Below are 14,027 nucleotides of genomic sequence, written 5' to 3'. Positions count from 1 at the left end.
GTGAATAACACCTACTACCAGAATTATACATAAAATTAAATATCTATGCTCAATTTAATTAACTCTATTGTTGCACGTGCGAAAGCGGATCGTCAACGCATTGTTCTTCCTGAAGGTACAGAAGAACGTACTCTGAAAGCTGCCAATCAGATTTTGACAGATGAAGTTGCTGACCTTATTCTTCTGGGTAATCCGGATGAAATTCATGAGGCTGCTGCTAAGTGGGGATTGGGAAATATCAGTAAGGCAACCATTATTGACCCGGAAAATCATGCGAAACAAGAAGAATATGCACAATTGTTGTGTGAGCTTCGGAAGAAAAAAGGCATGACTATTGAAGAAGCCCGTAAATTGGTACTCAACCCATTGTATTTGGGATGTCTTATCATTAAAAACGGAGATGCTGATGGTCAGTTGGCCGGTGCACGTAATACAACAGGTGATGTGCTTCGTCCTGCTCTTCAGATTATTAAAACAAGCCCGGGCATCACTACTGTGTCTGGTGCAATGTTGATGTTGACACATGCACCTGAGTGTGGACAGAATGGTCTGCTTGTAATGGGAGACGTTGCTGTAACTCCGGTTCCCGATGCTGCTCAGCTGGCTCAGATTGCAGTTTGTACAGCTCGTACAGCACAGGCTGTTGCCGGAATTGAAGATCCGAAGGTAGCTATGTTAAGCTTTTCAACCAAAGGTTCTGCAAAGCATGAGGTAGTAGACAAAGTGGTAGAAGCAACAAGATTGGCTAAAGAAATGGCGCCAGAGCTAAATATTGATGGTGAAATGCAGGCGGATGCCGCTCTGGTTCCTTCAGTGGGTGCAAGTAAAGCACCGGGATCTCCGGTTGCAGGTGAAGCTAATGTGCTGATAGTACCAAGCCTCGAAGTGGGTAATATTTCTTATAAACTGGTTCAGCGTTTGGGACATGCTGATGCAGTAGGACCGATTCTTCAGGGTATTGCCCGTCCGGTGAATGATCTTTCACGCGGTTGTTCTATTGAAGATGTTTACAGAATGATTGCTATTACTGCTAATCAGGCTATTGCTGCCAAGAAGGCGAAATAATTTTAAAATCGAAGTCAAAATGAAAATATTAGTATTGAACTGTGGAAGTTCATCCATTAAATACAAGCTGTTCGACATGGACAGCAAAGAAGTGATTGCACAAGGTGGTATCGAAAAGATAGGTTTGAAAGGTTCATTCCTGAAACTTACTTTGCCGAACGGAGAGAAGAAAATACTTGAAAAAGATATTCCCGAACATACAGTTGGAGTAGAATTCATTCTTAATACTTTGGTTAGCCCGGAATATGGTGCGATTAAGTCTTTGGATGAAATTGATGCGGTAGGTCATCGTATGGTACATGGAGGCGAACGTTTCAGCAAGTCTGTATTGCTGGACAAAGACGTATTGGAAGCTTTTGTTGCTTGTAATGATTTGGCTCCGCTTCACAATCCTGCTAATCTGAAAGGTGTAAATGCTGTCTCAGCTATCCTTCCTAATATTCCTCAGGTAGGTGTATTTGATACGGCTTTCCATCAGACAATGCCGGATTACGCATATCTTTATGCTGTACCCTACGAACTGTACGAGAAATATGGTGTACGCCGTTATGGCTTCCACGGAACTTCTCATCGTTATGTTTCACAGCGTGTATGTGAATACTTAGGTATTAAAGCAGAGGGCTTGAAACTCATTACCTGCCATATCGGTAATGGTGGTTCTATTGCTGCTATCAAGGATGGCAAATGTATCGATACTACGATGGGACTTACTCCATTGGAAGGTTTGATGATGGGCACACGTAGCGGTGATATTGATGCCGGTGCAGTGGCTTTCATTATGGACAAAGAAGGTTTGACTACGACAGGTGTTTCTAATCTGCTCAACAAGAAGAGCGGAGTACTCGGTATCTCTGGCGTATCAAGTGATATGCGTGAACTGGAAGCTGCCGTAGCTGAAGGAAATCCGAAAGCAATTCTGGCGGAGAATATGTATTTCTATCGCATTAAGAAATATATTGGTGCTTATGCTGCAGCTTTGGGTGGTGTAGATGTTATTCTTTTCACAGGTGGTGTCGGTGAAAACCAGGCAAGTTGTCGTGCCGGTGTATGTGAAGGGCTCGAATTCATGGGTGTGAAGATAGATGCCGAAAAGAACAAAGTACGTGGTGAAGAAGCTATCATTTCTACAGATGATTCAAAGGTAAAGGTAGTAGTTATTCCTACGGATGAAGAGTTGCTGATTGCGTCTGACACAATGACTGTTGTGGGTAAATAATCTGTAAAACAGATAATATACAGAGCGGGGCTATCCTAATTAGGAGTAGCCCCGTTTTTATTAAAATAATGATGTATCTTTGCAATATAGATAAAACAATAACTATGAGATACTCCGTTATTATACCCGTATACAATCGTCCCGATGAGGTCGATGAACTGTTGCAAAGTCTTGCGGATCAAAGTTTCAAAGATTTTGAGGTGATAGTAGTAGAAGATGGGTCTACCATACCATGTCTGGAAGTGGCTGAGAAATATAAGGCTGTCCTTGATTTGAAATATTACCAAAAAACGAATTCCGGTCCGGGGCAAACCCGCAACTATGGGGCAGAACGAAGTCGGGGTGAGTATCTGATAATATTAGATTCTGATTGTATTCTTCCTGAAGGGTACCTGGATGCAATAGAAGCGGAATTAAAGACAGCTCCGGCAGATGCTTTCGGAGGTCCCGATCGTGCTCATGACTCCTTTACGGATATTCAGAAAGCGATTAACTATTCTATGACCTCTTTCTTTACTACCGGAGGTATTCGCGGCGGGAAAAAGAAGATGGACAAGTTCTATCCGCGCAGCTTTAATATGGGAGTGAGACGGGAGGTATACCAGGCTTTAGGTGGCTTTTCTAAAATGCGGTTTGGTGAGGATATTGATTTTAGTATCCGTATCTTTAAAGAAGGATACCGTTGCAGACTCTTTCCGGGTGCCTGGGTATATCATAAGCGGCGTACGGATTTGAGGAAATTCTTCAAGCAAGTACATAATTCGGGTATTGCCCGTATCAATCTTTATAAAAAATATCCGGAATCATTGAAACTGGTACATTTGCTTCCTGCTGTGTTTACTTTGGGAGTAGTAATACTGCTTATTGGTACTCCGTTTTGCCTATTTAGTCTGCTGCCTATTGTTCTTTATGCTTTATTGGTCTGTATGGATTCTACTGTTCAGAACCGTAGTTTCCGTATTGGCATTTATTCGGTTGTCGCCTCCTTTATACAACTCATTGGCTATGGGACCGGCTTTTGGAGAGCCTGGTGGCAGCGTTGTATCTTGAAACGTGGTGAGTTCGAAGCATTTCGGAAAAACTTCTATAAATGAAAGAGCCGCAAAAACTTACTATTTGTCAGTGGGCCAAAGAAGACCGTCCACGTGAAAAGATGATGGCAAAGGGAGCTGATGCACTGAGTGATGCAGAGTTATTGGCTATCCTTATCGGATCGGGAAATACAGAAGAGAGTGCTGTTGAACTGATGCGGCGGATACTTGTTTCCTGCCACAACGATTTGAATGAACTTGCTCGTTGGGAAGTGCGTGATTATTCTCGTTTTAAAGGATTTGGACCGGCCAAAAGTATTACTGTTATGGCTGCTCTGGAGCTTGGCAAACGGCGCAGGTTACAGGAAATAAAAGAACGGGCCGTGATTCGTTGTTCTAAAGATATCTATGAGGTATTTCATCCGTTGATGTGTGATCTTGCGCTCGAGGAGTTCTGGGTATTGCTGATAAATCAGGGAAACAAAGTAATTGGTTCTGTCCGGATTAGTACAGGAGGTATCGCCGGAACGTTTGTGGATGTGCGGTCTATTCTTCGGGAAGCATTGTTGCAACGTGCTACCCAGATTGCCGTTGTTCATAACCACCCATCGGGTAATATTCATCCCAGTCAGGAAGACCAGGTACTGACACAGCGAATATTCAATGCTGCCAAATCCATAGATATTAAATTGATAGACCATGTGATTGTTTGTGATGGCAAATACTATAGTTTCGCAGATGAGGGGATGATATAAAAAGTAACAGAAATATATGGGATGGATAGATTTCTTTTTTATATCAGTCGCTATTCAAAGGTTGACTTGAAAAAGCTAAAGGTGTGTTCTTTTGCAAAAACATACTTTTCAAAATACATAAACGCTCTTAATTTTGTATGCCTGCTTTCGACTGCTAATGAGAATTTCATATTTAAATGATCTTTAAAATCAATAACCGCTAATCCATTTTTGTCTGCGATATCCGTTTTGTCTGGTCCAATAATTTTATCATCAGAATAATATACGCCATCTGCATCATACCTCATGGCAGTGAAATCCTCCATTTGGCGATTAAAATATATATATATTTTAGAACCTTCATCCGGATATGACTCTGACCATTTAGTATATTCCACTTTTATATTCATTTCATAATTCTCTTCTATAATCTCTTTTTCGTCATCCTTGCTACATGATAAAAAGAGAAAAAGTGAAATTAGAATATAACCTAATAGCTTTATTGTTGCATTCATAATCGTTTATTTTATAATGAAATTTCAAAAAAAGTATCTACATTCAATTCTTATATGAAAAAGTGTTCTATTTTAGTATCTTTCCTTACGATAAGGAGAGAAGATTTTTAATTTTTTATAGAAAAGTGAAAGATAAGCATGAATATGGGATTATGAGGGTGTGCATTCTATGTTTCTACGCAAAAACAAAGTTTTTCTTGCGTAGAAACATAGAATGCACACCCTCAATAATTTAGATTAGTATTGTGGTAAAGGAAGGATTCCCAATCTATAATATCCAGAATTATATCTAGGATTTAATACGGGTCCGTAAGAGTCAGTGGTTTTCCTTACTCCATTTTGATCGTACTCGACAAGGGAATTAATAATTTCCATTTCGTCTTTTACTACAATGTCATCTCCAAAATTGATTATGACATCTCCTAGTTGATCGCTATTCAAATATGTTGTTACTACAGTAGAAACTTTTAGCGTTGTGGATGTAGAAACTTTAGCACCTACTTTGACTATATCTTTAAAGCCTGCATTAAATTCAAAATTTGTAGCAAATGTACTTGTTGTTTCTGATGTTTTCATAGATGTCTCTTGATTATCTTTTTCTTCAATAGATATTTTAATAGATGTAGAATAGTTTTCTATATTCCAATCGAAAATAGGTATTGGAGTAGGTAAATAATACTTTTTCATCTTATTAATTCCCACTACCTTTGCAGGTCTCCGTCCGTTTCGTTCTATGGCTAGATCAAACAAATGCAGTGGGGGGATAGATACTGCTTTAATAATTTCATTAGAACTCAGTTGTTTGTTGCTAATATAAGTTTTTACTAAAAACTCAAAGTTTCCTCCATACCAAAAACCGGCTTGTGTTCTATGGTAGTCTTCACTTCTTGATTTTGGCTTCGGCCTAGACGATCCTGATCCCGGTCTCAATGACTCTGTTTCAGAATAGTGAGGGTCTCCTTCCTGATCTGCTATTAGTCTAAACATATTATTGGGATCTCCTAATAATTCAAGAGAATAGATGCACTCAGAAATGTTTTTTTGGAATACGCCTTTTCCGTCTTTTTTTGAAATATTATAGTAAATGTAATCTCTTTGCCAAATATCATTTTGATCAGAAAACTTTTTAGCGTCATAAATTTTTTTGAAAAGATCGGGAATTGTTGTTGTAGATGTTCTGGTTTTAATTTGTGGTGATGTAACGTTATCAAATTCATCGAATTCAAACACAAAATTGATTCCATTCTCAGCATGTAGTACTGTTGACGAATTTGAATTTCGAGTCCCTTTTTGCAAAACAATTCTTTCTGATGGCTTTATTACTACAATAGGGAATACTGGAATTTCATCTTCCTCAAAAGTATTAACTATTCCTGCACTATTCACGTATGATATTGTATTATCCTCGTTTTTATATGCAACAAAAGGTATTTCCTGTTTAATATCCCATTTTTCTGCAGAAAAGGATTCTTCAGGAAGAGAAGGTACGAATATAGTCAAAGTTGGAATTTCTTGTATTAGAATAAGGAGGTTTTCTTTATTCATATATTTTAATAAAAGTTCTTCCAATGTTTTATTATTTCCTATTTTTTTATCTTTGACTAACATGTATAAAACATCGTAATCATAATCAAACTGCTTTAAAGCTTCCTTTTTTATAAGTTCTCTCACATCTTTACTTTCAGCAAAGACCTTAGCTAAAGCCAATGAAAATTGACTTCTTAGATTAACCTCTTTTTTGAGTTCATTATTATTGTCTTCGACTGATAACGAATAGTCTATTGTATCAAATCTGTCATTGTAACATGATACAATCATTAGTAGAATCAACAATGTTGATAATTTTTTTAAGTTGCTTTTCATGATGTTTTTTTTAAAGTTAAATTTTTATATTTAAGGCTGTGTGAAAAAATGCTATTATTTTTGTATTACAAAGGTTCCATATAATAACATGGATTCTAAATCAATCTCTATGTTATATTCTGCTGGAATCAAATTGCTTATGTTAATATATGTAGTTCCGGCGGTTGTCAATGTCTCCATAATTTTGCCAGTGTTTACATCTTTGATTCTTACAGTGTAGAACAACTCATCCGATAAAGAAGGATCTTGCTCTATACTTATAAGAGGGGTGTTTAAAAAGACTTGAAATGGTTGCTCAATAACAGAGCGATGATCTTTTCTGAGATGATGTTTTAACTCAATCCTTATTCCTTTGTTTAGGGTCTCTCCTAATACTATTCCTGAAATAGCCAGAGTAATGAAAAATAATAATAAAAATTTAGTTTTCATAAGTTTATATTTTACGGGGTTAATTTTGGGGTAAAGGACTAAATTTTGCCGGAAAAAGCATATTTTTTTTGGTAACAATTAGGTCATAATTGTCTTATCTGCGAATGTATTAAGGTAATAGAAAAGTAATATAGAAATTTTTAGAAGTCTAATATGCAGTCTGGCAGTTATTTATCGGCATCAAAGATAAATAAATATAGTTCTTTACTCATTTTGTTTTTTAATCGATTTTTTCGGGACTTTAAGGCATTTGTATTGGTTCCAGTGCAAATTATAATGATTGAATTGGGATATCCTAATAGGTATAAGATGCAATATAATAAATCTTCTCTAGTCAATTCAGGACATTGTGCTTTCAGATCTGACATTGTATCTGAGAAAATCTGATAAATGCAATCCCATAGAAGTTCACGTTCTCCTGAGGTGAAGACTTTTTCTTCAATTCTTCTTTTTTGTTTTAGTTCTTGTATGATTTTGTAATAGGGAGTCTTTTGAAATAATTGGATACTATAATAAAATTTCTCTTTTTGTAATTGTTTTAGAATATTTTGTTTGTTCTCTTTCTCTTGTATAGAGTTTGGTGAATGGTTCACATCCATGTTATTCAGTTCCTCCTGCATCTTCATTATCTCTCCTCTTTTTTTCATTAAAGATTTCTGTAAGCCAATATATTCTTGTTTCCGATACCTATCGATCATCAAGAAAATGAATAAAATTGAAATAATTATGAGAATAGAAAAGGAAATAGAGATTCTGGTTTGACGTTTCTGTTTTTCGGAAATTTCTTTTTTGTATCTTTCTATTGTATAGCTGTTTATTAACTTTGCAATTTCTTCTTTGTTCTTTCCTTCTCGAAGGGAATCATATAAGGTTGTGTATGTATCAATGTATTGTGTTGCTTCTTTATATTTTCCACATTTTTTTTCAAGTTCATATAATGAGAAATGTCTGGAAGCTCGTAGAAAAGGATCTTCTTTAGTACTGCTAAGCGATAGATAGTAACGAGCTGAATCATATTGCCCCAGTTGGATTAAGATATCGCCAAGTAAAATGTACTTGTTGGTTATTTCATTCTCATTATTTTCATTATTATTGTGAATAGATTTTAGAACTGTGTGATAGGCTTCTGAATATTTCTTCTGATTGTAATAAATATGTGCAAGGTTACTAATTCCAATAGATATCCAGGATGAGTCACCGAGTGCACGTGATTTTTCTATGATTTCATTGTAATAATAAGCTGCGCTATCCCATTGATGTTGATACATAAATACTTCTCCAATTCCTTGTAAAGAGAAAAGTATATTCTTTTCTTCATTGTGGTTGATGTTTGTTTTGTAAGAAATACGATACATCTCCATCGCTTTGTCATAGAAACCTTGGCTGCGATAACAATCTGCCAAGTTTTCATAAATCATAGTTTTCATTTCTGAATAACTGTTTGGAGAGGGAGATACATTCAATGCTTTTAAATAAGCGTCTATTGCTCCAACAATATCTCCCATATCATCGTAGACACATCCTAAATAATAATAGGCTTTCACTTTTTGTTCTTTATTATTTCTGTTTTTATAATAGTCTACCGCTATCTGGATTAAGGAGTCGTTGGTGTGTGGTATCCAATTTTTATGTTCAGCTTGTGTTAAAAGTAGAGCAAATCTGGCTCTGTTCTCTATTTCCATTTTTTGAGGTCTCTTGATTGAACTAAGTAGAGATAATGCACTGTCTGGACGTGTGTGTATGATCGAGTCTGCTTGTGACAATAGAGTAAGGTATTTATTATCTTGCTGGCAGGCCACTAACAAAAACAAGAGAAGTAGTCCTTCAATAAGCGAGTATTTAGACGGTTTGTACTTCATAATTAACAAAAGTACATAAAAAGAGGGACACTATAAACCTTTCTATATAGAAAAGCATTATTTTTGTGTAAGTAATCAATAAAACTCTCAACTATGACAAAGTTTGAAATAGAAGAAAAAATAGTAGACATGCTCAAGACTGTATTTGATCCGGAAATTCCGGTCAATATATATGATTTGGGACTTATTTATAAAATAGATGTATCTGAAACAGGTGAGGTGGCTATTGATATGACACTGACTGCACCTAACTGTCCGGCAGCCGATTTTATTATGGAAGATGTCCGGCAACGGGTAGAATCGATAGAAGGAGTGACCTCAACTATCATCAATTTGGTTTTTGAGCCGGAATGGGATAAGGATATGATGAGTGAAGAAGCAAAACTGGAGTTGGGATTTCTTTAGTATAAAAACACTGAATATAAAAACATCTACTTTATGAAAAACGTTTATTTCCTTTCTGATGCTCATTTGGGCTCTCGTGCTATTGAGCACGGTCGTACACAGGAGCGACGGTTAGTGAATTTCCTGGATAGTATCAAGCATAAGGCTGCTGCTATCTATTTGTTGGGAGATATGTTTGACTTCTGGTATGAGTTTAAACTGGTTGTTCCCAAAGGATATACTCGTTTTTTGGGAAAGCTCTCAGAGTTGACAGATATGGGAGTGGAAGTGCATTTCTTTACTGGTAATCACGATATCTGGTGTGGGGATTATCTGACTAAGGAGTGTGGGGCTATTATTCATCGAAAACCACTGACCACTGAAATCTATGGAAAGGAGTTTTATCTTGCTCATGGAGATGGCTTGGGAGATCCGGATAAAAAGTTCAAGTTCTTGCGTGCAATGTTTCATAATGAGACATTACAGTTCCTTTTCTCGATGATTCATCCGAGATGGAGTATCGACTTGGGGCTAACTTGGGCAAAACATAGCCGAATGAAGCGTGAGGATGGGAAAGAGCCAGATTATATGGGTGAAGATAAAGAACATTTGGTACTTTATACAAAAGAATATCTCAAAAGTCATCCCAATATAAATTATTTTCTTTATGGACATCGGCATATAGAACTTGACCTGATGCTTAGTGCTACCGCTCGTATACTGATTTTAGGGGATTGGATTAATTACTTCTCGTATGCTGTATTTGATGGTGAGAACTTGTTTTTGGAAAATTATATTGAGGGGGAGACACAATTATAATGCTTCGTTTATTTTTCTTTTAGTTACGTTTTTATAGATAAGGGAATGTGGCATTTGTTAATGAAAAGCTTTTTTTACTTATGGATTGTGTGAAAATAAGGCGTAAAAGTTTTATTTTTTAATTTAAAATGCTATATTTGTTTTTAATAAGGGAGGTTCTGTTCAAATAAATCGAAGAAGATTTATTTGTTATTTATAGATTCTGCGATAGAATAATATATTGTTTAACTTAAAAACGGAGAACTATGAACGAGCAAGATTTTAATAGTGCGTTGACTAAGATTGGACGCATATTGAGGGAAACCCGTGAGATTAATACTAAAGAGTTGTTTGGTAAGTTGTCTTCCGCTCACATGAGAATTGATCGGGAAAGTTTCGCGTTTATTTTAGGATGGCTGGCAAGAGATAAAAAGATAAGCGTTGAACTAAGGGGAGACAATATGGTCATATCTGAACAAAGTAGTAGATATGAATTTTCTTTTGGATAATATAGTGTGTTATACCTTATCAGTGTATAAAAAACAAAAGTCCTCTAACTTTGAACAGAGGACTTTTGTTTTATTAATATCTTCCGGCTTTTGCTATCCGTTTTGGAATTTCAATATTATCTATTTTCCCTCCGAAAAGTTGTGAACCTGCTCCAATGGCGAATACCGGAACATAACCGGCTGAGTGGCTACCGCTGGCCCAGTTGATCATTGCGATTTCATCCATCACTTCCTTGGCGCGTGCAGCCATTGGTTCGCTCTTCGAATATAAACTTTCTTCGAACACCACCTTGTTCTTTACAAATGACTTTTCGTATTCGTCACGCAATTTCTTTTCTTGTTCCCAGGAAATAGGTATTTCTTTCCAGAATCCCATGTTTTCTGCCAGGAACGATTTCATATCTTCCCAAGATACTTTGTTGTTTTTAGCTTTTCTTAGTTTGCTAATTTGTGTAGAAAGTACATCTGCTGAGTTTTTCTGATATTGAAGCGCTTGCAGGTTTAGTGCGTATTTACCGGTACCAAGAGCTATACCACCTGTCTCATGATCCGCTGTTACTACGATAAGTGTTTCTTTGGGATGTTTTTTGTAGAACTCGTAAGCTACTTTGATTGCTTCGTCCATATCAATCACTTCATTGAATGTGGTAGCAGCATCGTTGGCGTGGCAACTCCAGTCTATTTTTCCACCTTCGACCATCAAGAAAAAGCCTTTATTTTTCTCTTTGGTAAGAAACTCAATTGCGCTCTCTGTAATTTGAGCCAGCGTAAGATCTCCTTCTTTACGATCGATGGCATAGGGCAGAGATGAAACATCAGCACCTTCCTCCTGAATTAAGATCATTTTTTTTGCTTGAGGAGCTTTTGCTTTAAAGTCATTGTAGCCACGTGCCAGTGTGTAACCTGCTTCTTCGAACATAGGGAAAATACTGGGTGCCTCTTTCTTATCAGCAGTTGTAGTTGGTTTTAGGAACCCCGATCCTGCATAAAAGTCAAAATCAGCTTTGGGCAGATCTGTTGCAATTTCATAGTACATACTGCGGTTGGGTTGATGTGCATAGAAAGCAGCCGGAGTGGCATGGTCTACGCTTACACTGGTAGCAACTCCTACTCTTTTACCAGCCTTCTTGGCCTTCTCTGCTACGGTTTGTAGAGGATTCTTTTGATCATCCATTCCGATAGCACCGTTGTAGGTCTTAGAACCTGTAGCCAGAGCTGTACCGGCGGCTGATGAGTCGGTTACTGAATTCGTAGCGGAAAAAGTACTGGCCATAGTACCTACCGGGAATTGTGTAAAAAGTAATGGCTCTACACCGATGCGTCCGTTTTGTAATTCTGCACGATACATTTCCGTACCGTTTACCTGATTTACGCCCATTCCATCTCCTATGAAATAGAACACATACTTTGCTTGCCCGTGTGCAACGACGGATATCAGGACAAAGCATAATACATACATTAATCGCTTCATTTTGTTATAAATTAAAAAGGTTTTTATTTGATAGGCAAATATAATGATTAAGCAGGGGATAAACATAACAAACGGTAAACTAATTGCGGTTATCTTGCAATTGGTTTACCGTTTGTTGTGTAAATGAAATATTTTTGTTATGCTTTCACGCGTCCTACATAAGAACCGTCACGTGTGTCGATTTCAATTGTTTCACCTTCGTTAATAAACAATGGAACACGTACTGTAGCACCTGATTCTACTGTAGCAGGTTTCAGTGTGTTAGTGGCTGTATCACCTTTCATGCCCGGTTCTGTATAAGTAACTTTCATCTGAACTTTAATGGGCATATCTGCATAAAGTACGGTTTCTGTAGAGGCGTCAGATACAACATCTAATACGGCTCCTTCAAGCAGAAAATCAACACCGTTGATCAAATCGTGAGCGATAGGGTGCTGGTCAAAAGTTTCCTGATTCATGAAGATATAATCTTCCCCTTCTTTATATAAAAACTGGTAAGGGCGACGTTCTACACGTACATCTTCCAGCTTTTCACCGATGTTGAAACGGCGTTCGAGAACATAACCGCTTACTACATCTTTCAGCTTGGTACGCATAAAAGTGTTACCTTTTCCAGGCTTTACATGAAGAAATTCAATGCAGAAATAGAGTTTTCCGTCCATACGGATGCAGGTTCCGTTCTTGATGTCTTGAGCATTAATCATACTTGATATCCTTTATTATTATAATGTTATTGAGTTATCGACTGATATTTCCGAGTGCAAAAGTAATCTAAATCGGCAAAAAACACAAAATCTTTTGACTAAAAATGAGTTATCTCTTGGTTTATTTAAAAAAAGTGCCTATTTTTGCAGCCCGATTACGTAGAATAATAACAATAAAACAAGATATAATAATGAAAAGAACATTTCAACCCTCTAACAGAAAGAGAAAAAACAAACACGGTTTCCGTGAGAGAATGGCATCAGCTAACGGTCGTAGAGTATTGGCTGCCCGTCGTGCAAAAGGTCGTAAGAAACTGACTGTTTCTGACGAATACAACGGAGTAAAAGCATAAGGCTCTTTAGCCACATAGCTGTACAAAAAGAAATTGGGGAAGTAAAGGCATTGTCTTTACTTCTTTTTTTTGTCCCCTAATGGGAGCTCACTTTCTTCTATGGGGAAGTCCCCTTTGTTCGGTGGGATACAATGTACGACATGTGCATCTCGTACATTACCAGATGTACATGTGGAGCAGCACGAGATGTGCATGTCGCGCAGTACGAGATGTGCATCTCGTACATCGTTCTGTTATGGCTTTCTATGTATCTGTGTATGTCAAGCTATACGAAAGAATCTATGTAGTAATGAGTTGCAAATGTTATTATGTGGTTTAATTGCATCCTATTGGCATCAGAAAACTAAAAACTCTGTAAAACTCTGTGCTACTATGTACTTAAAATTGTATCTTTGACCCGGATTAACGGCTAAGATTTATGACGATAAAGGAATTTTTTTCATTCAAGACCAATAAGTACTTTTGGTTAAACCTGATAGCTATGATGGCAGTGGTCATTCTGCTGTTATTTGGAGTGTTGAAATGGCTGGATGTTTATACTCGTCATGGTGAAGCTGTCGTGGTGCCGGATGTCAAAGGCATGACAGTAGGAGAGGCAGAAATGCTTTTTCGTAATCATGGTTTGGTATGCGTGGTCTCGGATTCCAGCTATGTGAAAAACAAACCTGCCGGGAGTATTCTGGAATTAAACCCATCTGCCGGGCAGAAGGTGAAGGAAGGAAGAACTGTTTATTTGACTATAAATACATTGGACGTTCCTTTACGTCTTGTTCCGGATGTTGCTGATAATAGCTCTGTGCGTCAGGCGCAGGCCAAGATATTGGCTGCCGGATTTAAACTATCCGAGAGTGAATTGATTTCAGGAGAAAAAGACTGGGTGTATGGTGTGAAGTATAAAGGGCGTCAATTGAACATGGGCGATAAAGTTCCGGTGGGAGCTATATTGACATTATTGGTGGGCGATGGAGAGACGCTGGTTCAGGATAGTGATTCTCTTGAGATAGTAGAGGATGCTGCAGGAACTACGGATGTGTCGGCAGATGACTCCTGGTTTTAAGTAAATTTACCTACTTGTTATAGAAAAGAGAGCGAACTG

15 protein-coding genes are annotated in these 14,027 nt (G+C 37.4%); 9 read left to right on the top strand and 6 right to left on the bottom strand.

The window, feature by feature from the left end; translation table 11 throughout:
* Window positions 1-45: 45 nt before the first annotated feature.
* The 4 genes from pta (at window position 46) to radC (ending at window position 4,067) form a co-directional block, all read left to right on the top strand.
* Window positions 46-1,065, top strand: coding sequence for a phosphate acetyltransferase (gene pta, locus VCM39_RS19940; protein ID WP_002558957.1), 1,020 nt, complete (start codon window positions 46-48; stop codon window positions 1,063-1,065).
* Window positions 1,066-1,084: 19 nt separating this feature from the next.
* Window positions 1,085-2,281 carry an acetate kinase gene (locus VCM39_RS19935; RefSeq protein ID WP_322933216.1) on the top strand — a complete coding sequence of 399 codons (1,197 nt, stop codon included), beginning with the start codon at window positions 1,085-1,087 and terminating at the stop codon, window positions 2,279-2,281.
* Between the two features lie 104 nt (window positions 2,282-2,385).
* Window positions 2,386-3,375: a glycosyltransferase gene (locus VCM39_RS19930; RefSeq protein WP_322933217.1), complete on the top strand. Its 990-nt coding sequence runs from the start codon at window positions 2,386-2,388 to the stop codon at window positions 3,373-3,375.
* Window positions 3,372-4,067, top strand: a complete 696-nt coding sequence (gene radC / locus VCM39_RS19925; RefSeq protein WP_322933218.1) for a RadC family protein — start codon at window positions 3,372-3,374, stop codon at window positions 4,065-4,067. The genes VCM39_RS19930 and radC overlap by 4 nt, the downstream gene beginning before the upstream one ends.
* Window positions 4,068-4,117: 50 nt before the next feature.
* On the opposite strand, the gene VCM39_RS19920 is transcribed toward radC, so the two are convergent.
* The 4 genes from VCM39_RS19920 to VCM39_RS19905 form a co-directional block, all read right to left on the bottom strand.
* Complete coding sequence (locus VCM39_RS19920) at window positions 4,118-4,561, bottom strand: hypothetical protein (RefSeq protein WP_002558961.1); 444 nt, start codon at window positions 4,559-4,561, stop codon at window positions 4,118-4,120.
* Window positions 4,562-4,798: 237 nt separating this feature from the next.
* Window positions 4,799-6,424: a hypothetical protein gene (locus VCM39_RS19915; RefSeq protein WP_322933219.1), complete on the bottom strand. Its 1,626-nt coding sequence runs from the start codon at window positions 6,422-6,424 to the stop codon at window positions 4,799-4,801.
* Window positions 6,425-6,478: 54 nt separating this feature from the next.
* On the bottom strand, window positions 6,479-6,853 hold the full coding sequence (locus VCM39_RS19910) for a DUF3244 domain-containing protein (protein WP_002558963.1): 375 nt from the start codon (window positions 6,851-6,853) through the stop codon (window positions 6,479-6,481).
* 167 nt (window positions 6,854-7,020) lie between these two features.
* Window positions 7,021-8,535, bottom strand: a complete 1,515-nt coding sequence (locus VCM39_RS19905; protein ID WP_322933220.1) for a tetratricopeptide repeat protein — start codon at window positions 8,533-8,535, stop codon at window positions 7,021-7,023.
* Between the two features lie 270 nt (window positions 8,536-8,805).
* Here VCM39_RS19905 and VCM39_RS19900 point away from each other — a divergent pair, with 270 nt between their 5' ends.
* The 3 genes from VCM39_RS19900 to VCM39_RS19890 all read left to right on the top strand — a co-directional run bounded on the left by VCM39_RS19900 (window position 8,806) and on the right by VCM39_RS19890 (window position 10,403).
* On the top strand, window positions 8,806-9,117 hold the full coding sequence (locus VCM39_RS19900) for an iron-sulfur cluster assembly protein (RefSeq protein ID WP_221650241.1): 312 nt from the start codon (window positions 8,806-8,808) through the stop codon (window positions 9,115-9,117).
* A gap of 33 nt (window positions 9,118-9,150) precedes the next feature.
* Complete coding sequence (locus VCM39_RS19895) at window positions 9,151-9,915, top strand: UDP-2,3-diacylglucosamine diphosphatase (RefSeq protein ID WP_221650242.1); 765 nt, start codon at window positions 9,151-9,153, stop codon at window positions 9,913-9,915.
* A gap of 245 nt (window positions 9,916-10,160) precedes the next feature.
* Entirely contained in the window at window positions 10,161-10,403 is a 243-nt protein-coding gene (locus VCM39_RS19890; protein WP_221650243.1) for a winged helix-turn-helix domain-containing protein, read from the top strand.
* 73 nt (window positions 10,404-10,476) lie between these two features.
* On the opposite strand, the gene VCM39_RS19885 is transcribed toward VCM39_RS19890, so the two are convergent.
* Both VCM39_RS19885 and efp read right to left on the bottom strand, forming a co-directional pair.
* On the bottom strand, window positions 10,477-11,874 hold the full coding sequence (locus tag VCM39_RS19885; RefSeq protein ID WP_221650244.1) for an alkaline phosphatase: 1,398 nt from the start codon (window positions 11,872-11,874) through the stop codon (window positions 10,477-10,479).
* Window positions 11,875-12,011: 137 nt separating this feature from the next.
* Entirely contained in the window at window positions 12,012-12,578 is a 567-nt protein-coding gene (gene efp / locus VCM39_RS19880) for an elongation factor P (RefSeq protein WP_002558969.1), read from the bottom strand.
* Window positions 12,579-12,769: 191 nt separating this feature from the next.
* Between efp and rpmH the strand changes: the two genes are divergently transcribed.
* Entirely contained in the window at window positions 12,770-12,931 is a 162-nt protein-coding gene (rpmH, locus tag VCM39_RS19875) for a 50S ribosomal protein L34 (protein ID WP_002558970.1), read from the top strand.
* Window positions 12,932-13,349: 418 nt separating this feature from the next.
* Window positions 13,350-13,988 carry a PASTA domain-containing protein gene (locus VCM39_RS19870; protein ID WP_221650245.1) on the top strand — a complete coding sequence of 213 codons (639 nt, stop codon included), beginning with the start codon at window positions 13,350-13,352 and terminating at the stop codon, window positions 13,986-13,988.
* The last annotated feature ends 39 nt before the right edge of the window (window positions 13,989-14,027 follow it).

It is taken from the genome of Bacteroides mucinivorans, from assembly GCF_034654355.2.
Classification (GTDB): domain Bacteria; phylum Bacteroidota; class Bacteroidia; order Bacteroidales; family Bacteroidaceae; genus Bacteroides; species Bacteroides nordii.
Note: the sequence above shows the minus strand (reverse complement) of the source record. Positions and strands in the feature narration are given on the sequence as shown.